This is a genomic window from Streptomyces sp. NBC_01808 (assembly GCF_035917395.1).
Classification (GTDB): domain Bacteria; phylum Actinomycetota; class Actinomycetes; order Streptomycetales; family Streptomycetaceae; genus Streptomyces.
Window position 1 is genome coordinate 5,090,776 of sequence record NZ_CP109072.1, and the last position, 17,363, is coordinate 5,108,138.

A 17,363-nucleotide genomic window follows, 5' to 3' on the forward strand; every position below is an offset into this window, starting at 1 on the left:
GGGGGATGAGGAGTGCGTACGGGGTGGAGACGGTGCGGCGGGCCGAGGCGGCGCTTATGGCCGGGTTGCCCGAGGGGGCGCTTATGCAGCGCGCCGCCGCGGGGCTCGCCGCCGCCGCGGCCGGGTTGCTGGGGCGGGTGTACGGGCGGCGGGTGGTGCTGCTCGTAGGGAGCGGGGACAACGGCGGGGACGCGTTGTACGCCGGGGCGCGGCTCGCGCGGCGCGGGGCGCGGGTGACGGCCGTGCTGCTCCGCCCGGAGCGTACGCACGAGGGCGGGCTCGCCGCCCTGTGGGCCGTCGGGGGGTGCGTCGTGCCCGCGGAGGAGGGTGGCGACCTCGGTTCGCCCCTGTGCCGCGTGTTCGACCGCGTCGACCTCGTCGTCGACGGCATCGTCGGCATCGGCGGTTCCGGCGGCCTCCGCCCCGCCGCCGCCGCGCTCATGCGCGTCGTCCGCGACACCGGCGCCCCCGTGCTCGCCGTCGACCTGCCCAGCGGCGTGGAGGCCGACTCCGGGGAGGTACGGGGCGAGGCCGTGACCGCCGACGCCACCGTGACCTTCGGTACGTACAAGCCCGGGCTGCTCGTCGATCCCGCCGCCGAGCGGGCCGGCGCGCTGCGGCTCGTGGACATCGGGCTCGGCCCGTACCTGCCCGCGGTGCCCGACCTGGAGGCCCTGCAGCACGCCGATGTCGCCGCGCTGCTGCCGGAGCCGGCCGCCGAGAGCGACAAGTACCGGCGCGGCGTCGTCGGCGTCGTCGCCGGCTCCGAGCGCTACCCCGGCGCCGCCGTGCTCGCCGTCGGCGGGGCGCTGCGCGGCGGGGCGGGGGCCGTGCGGTACGTGGGGCCCGCGGCGCGGGCGGTCATCGAGCGGTATCCGGAGACGCTGGTCCACCCCGGGCCGCCGGGGAAGGCGGGCCGGGTCCAGGCGTGGGTCGTCGGGCCCGGGCTGGGGGACGGGCCGGGTGCGGAGGAGGCGCTGGAGCAGGTGCTCGCCACCGACGTCCCGGTGCTGGTCGACGCCGACGGCCTCCGGCTGCTGGACCGGGCACGGGTACGGCGCCGGTCCGCACCGACGCTGCTCACCCCGCACGCGGGCGAGGCCGCCGCGCTCCTCGGCGTCGACCGGGCCGAGGTCGAGTCCCGCAGGCTCGCCGCCGTACGGTCGCTGGCCGACGCGTACGGCGCGACCACCCTGCTCAAGGGCTCCACCACCCTGATCGCCGACCCCGGCGGCGAGCACCCCGTGCGCCAGAACCCCACCGGCACCTCCTGGCTCGCCACCGCGGGCAGCGGCGACGTCCTCTCCGGTCTCACCGGCTCCCTCCTCGCCGCCGGCCTCGCCGCCCGCGACGCCGGCTCCGCCGGCGCGTACCTCCACGGCCTCGCCGCCCGCACCCTCGCCGCCGGCGCCCCGATCACCGCCCACGAACTCCCCGGCGCCCTCCCCGCCGTCTGGCGTGACGTCCGCGACGTCCGTGACCGTCCGTGACGAACGCGAAGCCTGATCAGTCGGAATGCGAGACTGGCTACCGATGACCGACTCCCCCCTCCGCGCCCGCGCGGAGATCGACCTCACCGCGTACGGCGCGAACATCCGCGCCCTCCGCGGCATCGCCCCGCGCGCGCAGCTCATGGCCGTCGTCAAGGCCGACGCGTACGGCCACGGGATGCTGCCCTGCGCCCGCGCCGCGCGCGCCGCGGGCGCCGAGTGGGTGGGGACCGCCACCCCGCAGGAGGCGCTCGGCCTGCGCGCCGCCGGCGACCGGGGCCGGATCCTGTGCTGGCTGTGGACGCCCGGCGGGCCGTGGCGGGAGGCCGTCGAGGCGGACCTCGACATCACCGTCAGCGGCCTGTGGGCGCTGCGCGAACTGCTGCCCGCCGCCCGCGCCGCCGGGCGCACCGCGCGCGTGCAGCTCAAGGCCGACACCGGCCTCGGCCGCAACGGCTGCCTCGCCGCCGACTGGCCGGAGCTCGTCGCCGCCGCCCGCGCCGCCGAGGCCGAGGGCGCCATCGAGGTCACCGGCGTCTGGTCGCACTTCGCCTGCGCCGACGAGCCGGGACACCCCTCCGTCCGCAGCCAGCTCGACGCCTTCCACGACGCCCTCGCCGTCGCCGACCGCGCGGGACTGCGCCCCGAGGTGCGGCACATGGCGAACTCGCCCGCCATGCTCACCCTCCCCGAGGCCCACTTCGACCTCGTCCGGCCCGGGATCGCGTCGTACGGGCTGTCGCCGAGCCCCGAGGTGGGCAGTCCGGCGGACTTCGGGCTGCGCCCCGTGATGGCGGTCAAGGCGTCGCTGGCGCAGGTCAAGGAGGCGCCGGCCGGCCTGGGCATCTCGTACGGGCACCACTACGTCACCCCGGGCAGGACCACCCTCGCGCTCGTGCCCCTCGGCTACGCGGACGGGGTGCCGCGGCACGCGTCCGGTACGGGCCCCGTGCTGGTCGCAGGGAAGTGGCGGACGGTCGCGGGGCGGGTCGCGATGGACCAGTTCGTCGTGGACCTGGGCGGTGACGCCGCGGCGGCGGGCGACGAGGCGGTGCTCTTCGGCGCCGGGGACCACGGCGAGCCGACGGCGGAGGACTGGGCGCGGGCGGCGGGCACGATCGGGTACGAGATCGTCACCCGCATCGGACCCCGCGTACCGCGCGTGTACGTGGGCGGGGCGGGGGATGCCACCCCCATGGACACCGACACGGACCGCCCCGGGCCCCGCCATGGCTGACCCGCTCGCCACCCCCGCCCCCGGCCTCGGCCCCGCCCCCGGCCTCGGCCTCGGCCCCGGCGGCTGGGCGAGGGCCGGCCGACGCGCCGGTATCGCCGGCGTCGCCATCGGCGTGCTCGCCGCCGGCGCGGCCGCGGGTGTGGCGGTGGAGCGCCTGGCGATGGGCCGCGACGTACGCCGCCGGGCCCGGCAGGCGCTCGACGCGGCCGGTCCTTACGGCACCCTCCGCGGCACCCCCGGCACGGCCGTCGCGGACGACGGCACCGAGCTGTACTACGAGGTAGAGGAGGCCGACGACTTCCCGGCCGCACTCCCCGACGGCACACTCCCAGAACCGCAGACCACCACCACCCCCCGCCGCCGGCGCCGCCGCTTCGCGGGACGCCGCGACCCCGCGCCCCTCACCGTCGTCTTCAGCCACGGCTACTGCCTCACCCAGGACTCCTGGCACTTCCAGCGCGCCGCCCTCCGCGGCCGCGTCCGCACCGTCTACTGGGACCAGCGCAGCCACGGCCGCTCCGCCCGCGGCATCTCCCAGCTCGCCGCCGACGAGCCGGTCACCATCGAGCAGCTCGGCCGCGACCTCAAGGCCGTCGTCGACGCCGCCGCCCGCGAGGGCCCGCTGCTGCTCGTCGGGCACTCGATGGGCGGCATGACGATCATGGCCTTCGCCGACCAGTTCCCCGACGCGGTACGGGAGCGGGTGGCCGGCGCCGCGTTCCTCGGCACCTCCTCCGGCGACCTCGGCCGGGTGACGTTCGGCCTGCCCGCGGCCGGCGCCTGGGCCGTACGGCACTTCGTGCCCGGCGTCCTGAGGGCCCTCGGCAGCCGCGCCGAGCTGGCCGAGCGCGGCCGGCAGGCGACGGCCGACCTCTTCGCCGGGATCATCAAGCACTACTCGTTCGGCACCGAGGGCGTCGACCCGGGCGTCGCGCGCTTCGCCGAGCGGCTGCTGGAGAGCACGCCGATAGACGTGGTCGCCGAGTTCTACCCGGCGTTCGCCGCGCACGAGAAGGGCGAGGCGCTGGCGCCCTTCCGCGACCTCCCCGGGCTCGTCCTCGTCGGCGACCGCGACATGGTCACGCCCCCGGAGCACAGCGAGCGCATCGCCGCGCGGATGCCCGACGCCGCGTTCGAGGTCATCGAGGACGCCGGGCACCTGGCCCTGCTGGAGCGCCCGGAGCGGGTGAACGAGGCGCTGGCCGCGCTGCTCGCCCGCGCGGGCGTGCGGCTGCGCCCCGGGCCCGGGGCGCAGCCGGGGGCGAGGCCGGGAGCGGGACCCGTACGGCGGCCGCGCGGCACGTCGCGCCGGACCCTCTAACATCCAGTGCCATGAGCGCCGCCGCGACCACCACCACCGCCGTCCAGTTGACCGTCGAGTCGCCCGAGCAGATGCAGGAACTGGGCCGCCGGCTGGCCGCCGTGCTGCGCGCCGGGGACCTCGTGCTGCTCACCGGGGCGCTGGGCGCGGGCAAGACGACGCTCGCGCGGGGGCTGGGGGAGGGGCTCGGGGTGCGGGGGGCGGTGACGTCGCCGACGTTCGTCATCGCGCGCGTGCACCCGTCGGTCTCGGGCGGGCCGCCGCTGGTCCACGTCGACGCCTACCGGCTGGGCGGCGGTCTGGAGGAGATGGAGGACCTGGACCTCGACGTGTCGCTGCCGGAGTCGGTCGTGGTCGTGGAGTGGGGCGAGGGCAAGGTCGAGGAGCTGGCCGAGGACCGGCTGCACGTCGTGATCGAGCGCAGCAGGGGCGGTGCGCCCGAGCAGGCAGCGGACGCCGGGGAGGCGGACGCGGAAGGGGCCGGCGAGGCGGACGTACGGCACGTGACCGTCACCGGCGTCGGCGAGCGCTGGGCGCACGGCGCGCTGGCCGCGCTCGCCCGCACCTGAACAGCAGTGCTGGACGTTCCGACAAATATGCCGACGTGCTGTCGGTAAATCGTTGCCCCAGGTCGGCGGGCGTGGTCCCATGGGCGTATGGCACCTGAGCAAGACGAGCAGCGCCCCGCCGTGGGAGTCGCCGAGCTGCTCGCCGCCTGCGCGGCGGCAGAGGCGATCTCGACGCCGCCCGCGCCGGAACCCGAGGCGGCCGAGAGGGCGGGGACGGACGGGCCGCGGGCCCCGGAGAGCCCTGCTGCGCCGGAGCAGCACGCCGCGTAGCCCGAGCGCGCCCTGCCCCACTGCGGGACATCTAGGCTGCGCTGCATGGACATCGGCATCGGACTTCCCTCCACCATCTCCACCATCTCCGGCATCCCCGGCAAGCTGATCCCCCAGTGGGCCGCCGCGGCCGAGCGGGCGGGGTTCTCGACTCTGGGCACCATCGACCGCGTCGTCTACGGCAACCTCGAAACGATCCCCACCCTCGCCGCCGCCGCGGCCGTCACCGAGCGGATCGGCCTGACGACGACCATCCTCATCGCCCCGTTCCGCGGCAACGGCGCCCTGCTCGCCAAGCAGCTCGCCTCCGTCGACGTGCTCTCCGGCGGCCGGCTCACCGTCGGCGCCGCCGTCGGCGGGCGGGAGGACGACTACGAGGCGGCGGGCGTGCCGTTCACCCAGCGCGGCCGGATCTTCGACGACCAGCTCGCCGAGATGCGCGCCGTGTGGCAGCAGGACGCCCGCGGCCGCGCCCACCCCGTCGGCCCGGCGCCGGTGCAGGCGGGCGGGCCGCCGATCCTCTTCGGCGGCAACTCGCCCGCCGCCTTCCGGCGGCTCGCGGAGTACGGCGCCGGGTGGATCCTCGGCGGCGGCAGCCCCGAGCAACTGGCCCAAGGCGCCGAGAAGGCCAGGGCGGCCTGGCGCGAGGCGGGCCGGGAGGGCGAGCCGCGGGTGGCGGCGCTGGCGTACGCGAGCCTCGGCCCGGACGCCGAGGAGCACGCCCGCCGCTACCTGCTGGACTACTACGGGTTCCTGGGGGAGTTCGCCGAGAAGGTCGCCGAGGGGGCGCTGACCTCGCCGGCGGCGGTCGCCGCCGCGAAGGCGGCGTTCGCGGACGCGGGCTGCGGCGAGCTGGTGCTGTTCCCCTGCAACCCGGACCTGGCACAGGTCTCGCTGATCGCGGAGGCCGCCGGGCTGTAGGGACGTACGGACGAAGGGGCGGGGGCCCGGCGGCGGGTCCCCGCTACTTCACCACCGCGACCGGGACGCCCACGGTCGCGAAGCGCCACAGCGCCTTGCCGTCCACCCGCGACGAGCGCACGCCGCCCGTCTTCTCCGTCGCGTCCGGGTCCGGCCGGGAGCCGTCTATGGCGGCGCTGAAGCCTATGACCGTGCCCTCCGCCTCCGCGAACCGCACCACGTGCTCCACCAGCACCCCGTCCGAGCCCGTGATCTGCCGCGACCGCGAGGTCACGGTGTACATGCCGGGCGGCGGGTCGACGGTGCTCGGGGTCACCTTGTACGTCCGCAGCACCGAGTTGTCCTCGCCGACGAGCCACACGCGCTTGTCCTTCAGCGCGTACACCACCCGCAGCCCGGAGCCCGAGCGCGCGGGCAGTTCGAGCTTCTTCTCCTTGGCCTTCGACGGCTCGGGGCTGGCGACGCCCGGGCGGCTGCGGGCCAGGGAGTCGGGGGCGTTGGCGTTGGCCTGGTAGGCGAGGAAGGCGACCACGCCCAGGGCGGCGGCCGTCAGCCCGGCCACGAATTTCCCGCTGCCTGCCACGCGGTACGCCCCTTCCGGTACGGCGGCCGCAGGGCCGCTCTGCCGCAGTCTGCCCCTGGCCCGCCCTCTTCTCACGCGCCAGTCCGCCCCCGCCTGCTCCGCCCGACGGTAGCACCCGCCGCCGCGCTCCTCGGGGCGGCCGCAGCCGGAGTCACCGGCCCGGCGGACGCGCTCCGGGCACCCCTTCCGCGCGACTACCCTGAAGGGCGTGCTGCTCGCCATGGATACCGCCTCCCCCGCCGTCACCGTCGCCCTCCACGACGGCGACCCCGGGTCGCCCGCGCTCGCCGCGTCGCACCAGGTCGACGCCCGGCGCCACGGCGAGCTGCTGCTGCCCGCCGTCGACCGGGTGCTCGCCGAGGCGGGCCGCGGGCCCGGGGAGCTGACCGGCGTCGTCGTCGGCGTCGGCCCCGGTCCTTACACCGGGCTGCGGGTGGGGCTGGTGACCGCCGAGGTCCTCGGCATGACGCTCGGCATCCCCGTGTACGGGGTCTGCACGCTGGACGGCATCGCCTACGCCGCCGGCCGCGACGACGGCGTCGCCGGCGGCATCGACGGCCCGTTCGTCGTGGCCACCGACGCCCGGCGCAAAGAGGTGTACTGGGCGCGCTACGCCGACGCCCGCACCCGCGTCACGGACCCCGCCGTCGACCGGCCCGCCGCCCTCGCCGAGCAGGTCGCGGGCCTGCCCGCCGCCGGGGCGGGCGCCGAGCTGTACCCCGAGGCGTTCCCCGACGCCCGGCCCCCTGCGCACCCGCATGCCGCCGCCCTCGCCGCGCTGGCCGCCGAGCGGCTCGCGGCGGGCGCCGAACTGCTGCCGCCCCGCCCGCTGTACCTGCGCCGCCCCGACGCGCAGGTCCCCGCCGCGTACAAGGCGGTCACCCCGCGATGACCGCGTGCCAGGCCCCGTACGAGAGCAGCCCATGACCGCCGTCGCCTTGCGCGAGATGCGGTGGTGGGACATCGACCCCGTGCTCGCCCTCGAACGGGACACCTTCCCCGAGGACGCCTGGTCCCCCGCCATGTTCTGGTCCGAGCTGGCGCACGCCCGCGGCCCCGGCGCCACCCGCGCGTACCTCGTCGCCGAGGACGAGGCCGGCCGCGTCGTCGGCTACGGCGGCCTCGCCGCGCTCGACGGCACCGGCGACATCCAGACCATCGCCGCCGCCCGCGGCCACTGGGGCACCGGCCTCGGCCCGCGCCTGCTGGAGGCGCTGCTCGCCGCCGCCCGCCGCTTCGGCTGCCGCGAGGTGCTGCTGGAGGTGCGCGTCGACAACGAGCGCGCGCAGCGCCTCTACGAGCGCCACGGCTTCGCCGTGATCGGCGTCAGGCGCGGCTACTACCAGCCCGGAAACGTCGACGCGCTCGTCATGCGCCGTACCGAGAAAGAGTGACGCCCCCCATGGCAGACGAACCCCTGGTGCTCGGCATCGAGACGTCCTGCGACGAGACCGGTGTCGGGATCGTCCGCGGGCACACGCTGCTCGCCGACGCCATCGCCTCCAGCGTCGACGCGCACGCCCGCTTCGGCGGCGTGGTGCCCGAGGTGGCGAGCCGGGCGCACCTGGAGGCGATGGTCCCGACGATCGAGCGGGCGCTGCGCGACGCCGGGGTGGCGGCCCGCGACCTGGACGCGGTCGCGGTGACGGCGGGCCCGGGTCTCTCCGGGGCGCTGCTGGTCGGGGTGTCGGCGGCCAAGGCGTACGCGTACGCGCTGGGCAAGCCGCTCTACGGCGTCAACCACCTCGCCTCGCACATCGCCGTCGACCAGCTCGAACACGGCGCGCTGCCCGAGCCGACGATGGCCCTGCTGGTCTCCGGCGGGCACTCCTCGCTGCTGATGTCCGCCGACATCACCGCCGACGTCCGCCCCCTCGGCGCGACCATCGACGACGCGGCGGGCGAGGCGTTCGACAAGGTCGCCCGCGTCCTCGGACTCGGCTTCCCCGGCGGCCCGTTCATCGACAAGGCCGCGCGCGAGGGTGACGCGGCCGCGATCCGCTTCCCGCGCGGCCTGACGGGCCCGCGCGACCCGGTGTACGACTTCTCCTTCTCCGGTCTGAAGACCTCCGTCGCCCGCTGGGTGGAGGCCAGGCGCGCGGCGGGGGAGGACGTGCCGGTGGCGGATGTGGCGGCGTCGTTCCAGGAGTCGGTGGCGGACGTGCTGACGCGCAAGGCGGTACGGGCCTGCCGGGACAACGGCGTCGGGCACCTGATGATCGGCGGCGGCGTCGCGGCGAACTCGCGGCTGCGGGCGATGGCCGAGCGGCGCTGCGAGGACGCGGGGATCGTGCTGCGGGTACCCCGGCCCAAGCTGTGCACGGACAACGGGGCGATGGTCGCGGCGCTGGGCGCGGAGATGGTGGCGCGCGGGCGGGCGGCGTCGGACTGGGAGCTGTCGGCGGACTCGTCGCTGCCGGTCACCCAGACGCACGTACCGGGGCACGAGCACGCACCCGGGCACGGCCACGACCACGTGCACGAACTGGCGAAGGACAACCTGTACTCGTGACCGTCATCGCGCTGATGTGGGAGGCCAAGGCCGCGGCCGGACGCGGCGACGAGCTGCTGGCGTGGGCGCGGGCGCAGCGGCTGCCCACCCGGCCGCTGCGGCGCGAGACGTTCCGCGCGCCGGGGGACCGGGTGCTGGTCATCACCTGGTGGGACGCGGGCTGCGGCAACCGCGAGGCCGACATGCCGGAACTCCGGGACCCGGACGCCGGCCTGCTGGCCCGGCCCGTGCACCGCTGGCGGTTCACGTCGCTGGGGCCGGACGGCCCAGAAGCACCGTAGGGGCGCCGGCGACGCGGGTAAGGAAAACGGTGCAGGACACCGCGGCCGGGCCGGTGAGCTTCAGCTTGCGCCGCAGCTCCTCGGGCTCGACGGCGGAGCCGCGCTTCTTGACGGTGACGCTGCCGACGCCGCGTTCGCGCAGCAGGGCGCGGAGCTTCTTGACGTTGAACGGGAGCGTGTCGGTGATCTCGTACGCGGTGGCGTACGGGCTCTGCACCCGGTCGTCGGCCGTGACGTACGCGATGGTGGGATCCAGCAGCCGCCCGCCGACCTGCGCTGCCACCTCGGCGACGAGGTGCGCGCGGATGACGGCGCCGTCCGGCTCGTACAGATAGCGCCCCACGGGTCCCGGCGCCGGGTCGGGCAGGCCGCGTCCCACGAGGGTGGCGCCGGCGGGCAGCAGGGTCGCGCGGCGGCCGCCGGGGTCGGTGCCGAACCAGAGCACGGCCTCCTTCACGTCGCCGGCGTCGGAGACCCACTCCGCCTCGGCGGCGTCCGGCACCGCCTCGTGCGGGATGCCGGGGGCGACCTTCAGCGCGGCGTGCGAGACCCGGCCGGCGACCTCGACGGCCCAGGACAGCGGCGGGGAGTACGCCTCGGGGTCGAAGACGCGGGTACGCCCCCTGGCGCCGCCGCCGACGCGACGAGCCGGATCGACGAACACGGCGTCGTACCCGGAGATGTCCACGTCCCCCACCTCCGCGCACCGCACCTCGACCAGCTCCGTGACCCCCAGCGCCGCCGCGTTGGCCCGCGCGGCGGCGGCCGCCGCCGGGTCCCGGTCGACGGCGAGCACCGCGATCCCGGCCCGCGCCAGCGCCACCGCGTCGCCGCCGACGCCGCAGCACAGGTCGGCGACCCGGTCGACGCCGAGCGCCGCGAACCGGGCCGCGCGGTGCGCCGCCACCGCCGTCCGGGTGGCCTGCTCGACGCCGTCGGGGGTGAAGTACATCCGCGCCGCGTCCGCCCCGAACTTCGCCGCCGCCCGCTGCCGCAGCCGGGCCTGCCCGAGCGCGGCGGAGACCAGCTCCGCGGGGTGGGTGCGGCGCAGCCGGGTGGCGAGGGCCAGTTCGTCGGCGGGGTCGTGCTCCCGCAGCTCGGCGAGGAGCGCCTGCCCCTCGGGGGTGAGGAGGGCGGCGAGGGGGTCGTCGGGGGCGTCGGGGCCGTGCATGGGCCCATTGTCCGCTGTCCGCCGTACGGGCGCCGTACGGCGTGGCGCCATGACACCCCGTTCCTTACTGGCAGGATGCGGGCTCCGGAACTAATACGACAAAAGGATAAAATGCTCCCACCTGCCCGACCCCGCGCCGGCCTCCTCGCCCTGGCCGTCACCACCGCACTCCTCGCCTCCGCCTGCTCCTCCGGCTCCGCCGAGTCCGACCACCCCCGCCCCCTCACCCACCCCGACGGGGATGCCAAGCCCGCTGTCGCCGGCGGCCTCGCCGCGGCCCCCGCCCGCGCGCTCGCCCGCACCGCGCAGCACCAGCAGCGCGTCCACGCGCAGCGGCTCGCCGCCGCCCGCACCTGGGGCATGGACGCCACCCCGCTGCTGCCGCCCGCCCCGCCGCGTACCAAACCCGCGCTCGCCACCGAACCCGGCTTCGAGGCGAACGGCGGCGGCCCCGGCCTGCCGCCCGTCATCACCCGGGTACCGACCGACGACCGCGTGATCTTCCTGACCATCGACGACGGCTACCGCAAGGACCCCGAGCTGCTGCGCATGCTCCGCGAACTCGACGTGCCCGTCAGCGCCTTCCTCACCGACGAGGTCGCGCGCGACGACTACGGCTACTTCCGCGACCTCCGCGACCTCGGCACCACCGTCAGCAACCACACCCTCCACCACCCCAACCTCCGCGAACTGTCCTACGCGGCCCAGCGCGAGGAGATCTGCGGCCAGCAGCGCGTCCTGGAGCGCGAGATGGGCACCAAGCCGCGGATCTTCCGCCCGCCGTACGGCAATTACAACGCCGACACCCTGCGCGCCGCGAAGGACTGCGGCATCGATCTCGTACCGCTGTGGCAGCAGGAGGCGTTCCCCGGACGCTGGACGTACTCCCGCGGGGACACCGCGTTCCACCCCGGCGATATCGTGCTCACCCACTTCGAAGGACCTTCCGAATTCGGCGGCACGATGACCGATATGCTCCGTACGGTGCTCCGTAAGGCGAACGACGAGGGCTTCGCCGTTGCTCGCTTGGAGGACTACGTATGAGGCGCACCCGCCGCTCCGGGCGGCGGTCGTCAGCCGCCGCGATAGCCGCCGTCTGCCTGCTGGCGCTCACCGCCTGCGCGGACGCGGCCAGGCCGACCGAGGAGTGGTTCCCGCAGAGCGCGGAGGAGCCCGCGGCGCCCGGGGACGGGCGGGCGGACGGCAAGCCGGGCGCGAGGCACGCGGGGCGTACGCCGCGGGCGCTGCCCGGCGGTGACGGCAAGGCCCGCAAGGACGTCGCCCGCGCCACCGGCCCCGGGGCGTACCGCCGCTGGGGCCTCGACCGCCCCCTCGCCGCACCGCCCACGCCCCCCGCGAGCCGCCCGGTGCAGCCGGGGGACTCCGGGCTGCCGGCGGTCGCGGGCCGGGTGCCGACGCGGGACAAGGTCGTCTTCCTCACGATCGACGACGGCTGGGACAAGGACCCCGAGCTGATCCGGATGGCGGCCGACCTGCGGCTGCCGTTCAGCATGTTCCTCTCCGACTCGGCGGCCGGCGGGGACTACGGCTACTTCGAGGAGCTGCGGCGCCTCGGCAACTCCGTACACGGCCACACCCTCACCCACCCCGACCTCACCTCCCTCCCGTACGCCGGGCAGCGCCGCCAGATCTGCCGCCAGCAGGAGCGCGTCGCCGATGCCTTCGGCGTCCGCCCGACGCTCTTCCGGGCGCCCTACGGCAAGTACGACGCGGCGACGCTGCGGGCCGCCGCCTCCTGCGGGGTCCGCGCGATGCCGCTGTGGCGGGCCGACATGAAGGCGAGCGGCCTGGAGTACCGCAGCGGCGACCGGCTGCGCCCAGGCGACATCGTGCTGGCGCACTTCCGGGGTCCTGGGCAGCAGGGCGGGCGGACGATGACGGACGTGATGGCGGAGTTCGTACGGGAAGTCCAGCGGCAGGGCTTCACGGTGGCCCGTCTTGAGGACTACATGTGACGCGGCCGGGGGCGCGGCCCGTACGACAGTACGGTCGGCGGCGGGCGACGCGGGTGGCAATCTGGCACTCGGCTTGACCGAGTGCTAAAGGGCGGCATAACCTCGGCTCTGGCACTCCCCCAGGGAGAGTGCCAACACAGCGACGAGGCGGATCCGGCACCCGCGACGACGGGTCCTCCAGGGTCGCCACCCCAGACATTCAACCCCGCGAGATCTCCGAAGGGGGAGGTCGGATCGTGACGACCGCCAGCACCAAGGTTGCCATCAAGCCGCTTGAGGACCGCATCGTGGTCCAGCCGCTCGACGCCGAGGAGACCACGGCCTCGGGCCTGGTCATCCCGGACACCGCCAAGGAGAAGCCCCAGGAGGGCGTCGTCCTTGCCGTCGGTCCGGGCCGCTTCGAGGACGGCAACCGGCTGCCGCTCGACGTCTCCGTCGGCGACGTCGTTCTCTACAGCAAGTACGGCGGCACCGAGGTGAAGTACAACAACGAGGACTACCTCGTCCTCTCTGCCCGCGACGTGCTCGCGATCATCGAGAAGTAATCGGGGCGCTTCCCGCTTCTTCCCACACCAGGCCGCGCCCCGGATCCGTTCGCCGAGCAGGACATATCGAAACGGGCCGGGGCGTCGGCGCTCCCTACGGCGCCCTTTGAGAGGACCCACGTTCCATGGCGAAGACTCTGAAGTTCGACGAGGACGCCCGCCGCGCTCTTGAGCGCGGCGTGGACAAGCTTGCCGACACCGTGAAGGTGACGATCGGCCCCAAGGGCCGCAACGTCGTCATCGACAAGAAGTTCGGCGCCCCGACCATCACCAACGACGGCGTGACCATCGCCCGGGAGATCGAGGTCGAGGACCCGTACGAGAACCTGGGCGTGCAGCTCGTGAAGGAGGTGGCGACCAAGACCAACGACATCGCGGGCGACGGCACCACCACCGCCACCGTGCTGGCCCAGGCGCTGGTCCGCGAGGGCCTGCGCAACGTGGCCGCCGGCGCCTCCCCCTCCGCGCTCAAGCGCGGCATCGACGCGGCCGTCGCGGCGATCTCCGACGAGTTGCTGAAGGCCGCCAGCCCGATCGACTCCAAGTCCGACATCGCCGCTGTCGCCGCGCTGTCCGCGCAGGACGAGCAGGTGGGCCAGCTCATCGGCGAGGCCATGGACAAGGTGGGCAAGGACGGGGTCATCACCGTCGAGGAGTCCAACACCTTCGGCCTGGAGCTGGACTTCACCGAGGGCATGGCCTTCGACAAGGGCTACCTGTCGCACTACATGGTGACCGACCAGGACCGCATGGAGGCGGTGCTGGAGGACCCGTACATCCTGATCACCCAGGGCAAGATCTCCTCCATCCAGGACCTGCTGCCGCTGCTGGAGAAGGTCATGCAGGCCGGCTCCGCGAAGCCGCTGCTGATCGTCGCCGAGGACGTGGAGGGCGAGGCGCTGTCCACCCTCGTCGTCAACAAGATCCGCGGCACCTTCAACTCCGTGGCGGTCAAGGCCCCCGGCTTCGGCGACCGCCGCAAGGCGATGCTCGGCGACATGGCCACCCTCACCGGCGGCACCGTGGTCTCCGAGGAGGTCGGCCTCAAGCTCGACCAGGTGGGCCTCGAGGTGCTGGGCACCGCCCGCCGCGTGGTCATCACCAAGGACGACACCACGATCGTCGACGGCGCCGGCAAGTCCGACGAGGTCGCAGGCCGGGTCGCGCAGATCAAGGCCGAGATCGACGCCACGGACTCCGACTGGGACCGCGAGAAGCTGCAGGAGCGGCTGGCCAAGCTGGCCGGCGGCGTGTGCGTCATCCGTGTCGGCGCGGCCACCGAGGTCGAGCTGAAGGAGAAGAAGCACCGTCTGGAGGACGCCATCTCCGCCACCCGCGCGGCGGTCGAGGAGGGCATCGTCTCCGGCGGCGGCTCGGCGCTCGTGCACGCGGCGAAGGTGCTGGAGGACGGCCTCGGCCTCACCGGCGACGAGGCCACCGGCGTGGCGGTCGTCCGCCGCGCGTCGGTCGAGCCGCTGCGCTGGATCGCGGAGAACGCGGGCCTGGAGGGCTACGTCATCACCTCCAAGGTCTCGGAGCTGACCGCGGGCCAGGGCTTCAACGCCGCCACCGGCGAGTACGGCGACCTGGTGAAGGCCGGCGTCATCGACCCGGTGAAGGTGACCCGCTCGGCGCTGGAGAACGCGGCGTCGATCGCCTCGCTCCTGCTGACCACGGAGAGCGCGGTCGTGGAGAAGCCGGAGCCCGAGGAGGACCAGGGCCACAGCCACGGTCACGGCCACTCCCACTGACCTCCGGTCAGGACCACGAGCAACGCACACCGCAGGGCCCCGCCTCCCCGGGAGGCGGGGCCCTGCGGCGTACGCCCCCGCCCGCTCGGGCCGGAGGCCCGGTGGCCCCGGTGCCGCGGAGCCACGAAGGGCCGGGGGTCTCGGGGGCGGAGCCCCGAGTTTCGGGAAGGGGCGGGGTCGGGGAACAACCCTCCCCCCACGGTGCCGGGCCGGCCGGGCGCCGCCACCCCCTACTGCGGCCCGTACTTGCGGCCCGCCCCCGTCGACACCCGCCCCAGCAACCCCCGCGGCACCAGCTTCGCCGCCCCCATCAGCGCCTTGTACCGCGGATCCGGGATCGACACCGTGCGCCCCCGCCTCAGGTCCCGTAGCCCCTCCGCCGCCACTCTGTCCGCGTCCAGCCACATCCACCCCGGGATGTTGTCCGTCCCCATCCCCGCCCGCTCGTGGAACTCCGTCCTGACGAACCCCGGGCACAGCACCATCAGCCGCACCCCGCTGCCCGCCAGATCCCGCGCCACGCCCTGCGTGAACTGCACGACCCACGACTTGCTCGCCCCGTACGTCCCCCGCGGCACGAACGCCGCCACCGACGCGACGTTCACCACCGCACCCCGCGACCGTTCCCGCATCGCCGCCGCCGCGGCCGTCGTCAGCCGCAGCACCGCCTCGCAGTGCACCTTCAGCATCGTCAGCTCGTCGGCGAGCGTGACCTGGAGGAAGCGCCCCTTCAGCCCGAACCCCGCGTTGTTGACCAGCAGGTCCACCGGCTGCCCGGCGCCGGTCTCGCCGAGGCGCTTCTCCACCGCCGCGATGCCCTCCTCCGTCGCCAGGTCCGCGGGCAGCACCGACGTCTCCACGCCGTACCGCTCGTGCAGTTCGGCGGCCTGTTCGTGCAGCCGCTCCGCCGTCCTGGCGACGAGCACCAGGTCGTACCCGGAGGCCGCCAGCCGGCGCGCGAACGCGGCGCCCAGGCCGGCCGTCGATCCCGTAATCAGCGCAGTCGTCATGTCCGCACGCTAGCGGGCGAGGCCGGCACCGGGTCAGCACCCGGCGGGTGCACCCGGTCAGTGCCTCCGGTGTTCCAGCCCGCCGCCCGGCGGCCGCCCGGCCTGCTCACCCGGGTTCACGACCGCGAACTGGCCCATCATTCCGCCGTCCTCGTGCGACAGCAGATGGCAGTGGTACATGTACGGCACGTCCGGGTCGGCCGGCCCGTCGAAGCGCAGCACGAGCTTCACCTCCCGCCCGTTCGGCACGTACACCGTGTCCTTCCGCCCGCGCAGCTCCGGCGGCGGTGGTTCGCCGTCCACCTCCAGCACCCGGAACTGCACGTCGTGGACGTGGAAGTTGTGCGTGATGCCGTCCCGGTTGCGCACCGTCCAGATCTCGGTCGCGCCGCGCTCGACGGTCGCGTCGATGCGGTCCATCGCCATCGGCTGTCCGTTGATGCCGCTCGTGCGCAGGTCGAAGTGGCGTTCGCGGGAGGCGTCGGCCGGGTCGGGCAGCTCGACGTCGCCGAACCGCGCCGGCACGGCGGGCGCCGGGCGAAGGGTGCCGGCGGCGCGCAGCTCCAGCACGTCGAAGGAGTCGTCGCCCCCCGCGAAGCGCGACTGCCAGAAGTCGCCGCCGCCCGGCGGGCTGCTGCGCAGGACGGTCCGTTCGCCCGGCCGCATCCGCACCAGGATCTCGGCGCGTTCGCCCGGGGAGAGCAGCACGCGGTCGGTGCGGTACGGGGCGCCGAGCAGGCCGCCGTCGGTGCCGACGAGGTCGAAGGCGCGGTCGTCGGCGAAGCCGAAGTCGTAGACGCGCGCGGTGGAGGCGTTGAGCAGCCGCAGCCGGACGACCTCGTCGCGTACCTCCTGGTACGGGGCAAGGGTGCCGTTGACCATCGTCTCGTCCCCCAGGAAGCCGGTGTTGCGCATCATCCGGTGGCCGTGGTCGAACCGGTCGCCGTCGAAGCGCACGTCCTGGACGACGACGGGCACGTCGTTCACGCCGTACTCGTCGGGGAGGCCGAGCTTGCCCGCCTTCGCGTCGTCGACGAGGAACATCCCGGCGAGCCCGCGCTGTACGTGCCGCTCGGTCTGGCCGTGCGGGTGCGGGTGGTACCAGAGGGTGGCCGCGGGCTGGTCGACGGTCCAGTGGGGCCGCCACTCGCCGCCGGCCTCGACCATCTGGTGCGGGCCGCCGTCCATGGCGGCGGGCAGGTGCATGCCGTGCCAGTGGACGGTGGACGGCTCGTCGAGCCCGTTGCGGACCTCGACGCGGACCTTCTCGCCGCGCTCGGCGCGCAGCGTCGGCCCGAGGTACGTCCCGGGCCACCGCCCGTCGGCGGCCGTCGCGGGGCTGGTGAACCCCCAGGTCGGCGTGGTCCTGCCGGGCCTGAACTCCGTCTCGCCCGCGCGCGTCCCCAGCCGGAAGACCCGGGTGCCGTCCGCCTCCACCTCGCCTTCCTCCAGCGGCGGTATCCGCAGCTCGTCGGCGAAGTCGACCTTGCCGACCGTGGAGACGTCCGCGGTGGCGTAGAACCATGCTCCGGCGCCGACGACCACCGTCACGATCGCGACCGCCACCGCGGTCAGGGCGAGGAGCACGCGCTTGAGCCGCGGTCTCGGTCCACTCGTCTTTGTCATGTGTCAGAGTTTTCTGACACATGGGGCAGGCGGGCATCGGGTATCCCACGGGTACGTCCCGGAGGGAACCCTGAGCCCGCTCTCCGGGTCGGCCCGGAGA

General features: G+C 75.0%; 18 protein-coding genes. 14 read left to right on the forward strand and 4 right to left on the reverse strand.

The annotated features are described in order from the left end of the window. The first annotated feature begins 5 nt into the window (after positions 1–5). The 6 genes from OG946_RS22680 to OG946_RS22705 all read left to right on the forward strand — a co-directional run bounded on the left by OG946_RS22680 (position 6) and on the right by OG946_RS22705 (position 5,808). Positions 6–1,490, forward strand: a complete 1,485-nt coding sequence (locus tag OG946_RS22680; protein ID WP_326797853.1) for an NAD(P)H-hydrate dehydratase — start codon at positions 6–8, stop codon at positions 1,488–1,490. A 43-nt stretch (positions 1,491–1,533) separates the two neighbouring features. Further along, entirely contained in the window at positions 1,534–2,727 is a 1,194-nt protein-coding gene (gene alr / locus OG946_RS22685) for an alanine racemase (RefSeq protein ID WP_326797854.1), read from the forward strand. After that, the gene (locus OG946_RS22690; RefSeq protein ID WP_326797855.1) at positions 2,720–4,048 is read left to right on the forward strand and encodes an alpha/beta fold hydrolase; all 1,329 of its coding nucleotides are present in this window, start codon (positions 2,720–2,722) and stop codon (positions 4,046–4,048) included. Before alr ends, OG946_RS22690 begins: the two co-directional genes overlap by 8 nt. A gap of 11 nt (positions 4,049–4,059) precedes the next feature. Next, positions 4,060–4,617 carry a tRNA (adenosine(37)-N6)-threonylcarbamoyltransferase complex ATPase subunit type 1 TsaE gene (gene tsaE / locus OG946_RS22695; protein ID WP_326797856.1) on the forward strand — a complete coding sequence of 186 codons (558 nt, stop codon included), beginning with the start codon at positions 4,060–4,062 and terminating at the stop codon, positions 4,615–4,617. 87 nt (positions 4,618–4,704) lie between these two features. Beyond that, positions 4,705–4,887, forward strand: a complete 183-nt coding sequence (locus OG946_RS22700) for a hypothetical protein (protein WP_326797857.1) — start codon at positions 4,705–4,707, stop codon at positions 4,885–4,887. A 45-nt stretch (positions 4,888–4,932) separates the two neighbouring features. Further along, positions 4,933–5,808 (forward strand): LLM class flavin-dependent oxidoreductase, encoded by an 876-nt coding sequence (locus OG946_RS22705; protein WP_326797858.1) that lies wholly within the window; start codon positions 4,933–4,935, stop codon positions 5,806–5,808. 43 nt (positions 5,809–5,851) lie between these two features. On the opposite strand, the gene OG946_RS22710 is transcribed toward OG946_RS22705, so the two are convergent. Continuing rightward, entirely contained in the window at positions 5,852–6,370 is a 519-nt protein-coding gene (locus OG946_RS22710) for a hypothetical protein (protein WP_326800339.1), read from the reverse strand. Positions 6,371–6,611: 241 nt separating this feature from the next. On the opposite strand from OG946_RS22710, the gene tsaB reads away from it, so the two are divergent. From tsaB to OG946_RS22730, 4 genes are read left to right on the forward strand one after another with little or no spacing between them, the layout of a single operon-like run. Next, complete coding sequence (tsaB, locus tag OG946_RS22715; protein WP_326800340.1) at positions 6,612–7,283, forward strand: tRNA (adenosine(37)-N6)-threonylcarbamoyltransferase complex dimerization subunit type 1 TsaB; 672 nt, start codon at positions 6,612–6,614, stop codon at positions 7,281–7,283. Positions 7,284–7,314: 31 nt separating this feature from the next. After that, positions 7,315–7,785, forward strand: coding sequence for a ribosomal protein S18-alanine N-acetyltransferase (gene rimI / locus OG946_RS22720; RefSeq protein WP_326797859.1), 471 nt, complete (start codon positions 7,315–7,317; stop codon positions 7,783–7,785). Between the two features lie 8 nt (positions 7,786–7,793). Beyond that, positions 7,794–8,903 carry a tRNA (adenosine(37)-N6)-threonylcarbamoyltransferase complex transferase subunit TsaD gene (gene tsaD / locus OG946_RS22725; protein WP_326797860.1) on the forward strand — a complete coding sequence of 370 codons (1,110 nt, stop codon included), beginning with the start codon at positions 7,794–7,796 and terminating at the stop codon, positions 8,901–8,903. A 14-nt stretch (positions 8,904–8,917) separates the two neighbouring features. Then, positions 8,918–9,184 carry a hypothetical protein gene (locus tag OG946_RS22730; protein ID WP_326800341.1) on the forward strand — a complete coding sequence of 89 codons (267 nt, stop codon included), beginning with the start codon at positions 8,918–8,920 and terminating at the stop codon, positions 9,182–9,184. Here OG946_RS22730 and OG946_RS22735 read toward each other — a convergent pair. Further along, the gene (locus OG946_RS22735; RefSeq protein ID WP_326797861.1) at positions 9,147–10,355 is read right to left on the reverse strand and encodes a class I SAM-dependent methyltransferase; all 1,209 of its coding nucleotides are present in this window, start codon (positions 10,353–10,355) and stop codon (positions 9,147–9,149) included. The genes OG946_RS22730 and OG946_RS22735 overlap by 38 nt on opposite strands. A 111-nt stretch (positions 10,356–10,466) precedes the next feature. On the opposite strand from OG946_RS22735, the gene OG946_RS22740 reads away from it, so the two are divergent. The 4 genes from OG946_RS22740 to groL all read left to right on the forward strand — a co-directional run bounded on the left by OG946_RS22740 (position 10,467) and on the right by groL (position 14,627). Beyond that, positions 10,467–11,399, forward strand: coding sequence for a polysaccharide deacetylase family protein (locus OG946_RS22740; protein WP_326797862.1), 933 nt, complete (start codon positions 10,467–10,469; stop codon positions 11,397–11,399). Continuing rightward, a complete protein-coding gene (locus OG946_RS22745) occupies positions 11,396–12,331 on the forward strand; it encodes a polysaccharide deacetylase family protein (protein ID WP_326797863.1) in 936 nt (311 codons plus the stop codon). The genes OG946_RS22740 and OG946_RS22745 overlap by 4 nt, the downstream gene beginning before the upstream one ends. Before the next feature lie 236 nt (positions 12,332–12,567). Further along, positions 12,568–12,876: a co-chaperone GroES gene (groES, locus tag OG946_RS22750; protein WP_047017603.1), complete on the forward strand. Its 309-nt coding sequence runs from the start codon at positions 12,568–12,570 to the stop codon at positions 12,874–12,876. A 125-nt stretch (positions 12,877–13,001) separates the two neighbouring features. Next, the gene (groL, locus tag OG946_RS22755; RefSeq protein ID WP_326797864.1) at positions 13,002–14,627 is read left to right on the forward strand and encodes a chaperonin GroEL; all 1,626 of its coding nucleotides are present in this window, start codon (positions 13,002–13,004) and stop codon (positions 14,625–14,627) included. Positions 14,628–14,857: 230 nt separating this feature from the next. On the opposite strand, the gene OG946_RS22760 is transcribed toward groL, so the two are convergent. Together OG946_RS22760 and OG946_RS22765 are read right to left on the reverse strand one after the other, a co-directional pair. Then, positions 14,858–15,637 (reverse strand): SDR family NAD(P)-dependent oxidoreductase, encoded by a 780-nt coding sequence (locus tag OG946_RS22760; RefSeq protein ID WP_326797865.1) that lies wholly within the window; start codon positions 15,635–15,637, stop codon positions 14,858–14,860. Between the two features lie 57 nt (positions 15,638–15,694). Further along, positions 15,695–17,263 carry a multicopper oxidase family protein gene (locus tag OG946_RS22765; RefSeq protein ID WP_326797866.1) on the reverse strand — a complete coding sequence of 523 codons (1,569 nt, stop codon included), beginning with the start codon at positions 17,261–17,263 and terminating at the stop codon, positions 15,695–15,697. Positions 17,264–17,363: the final 100 nt, after the last annotated feature.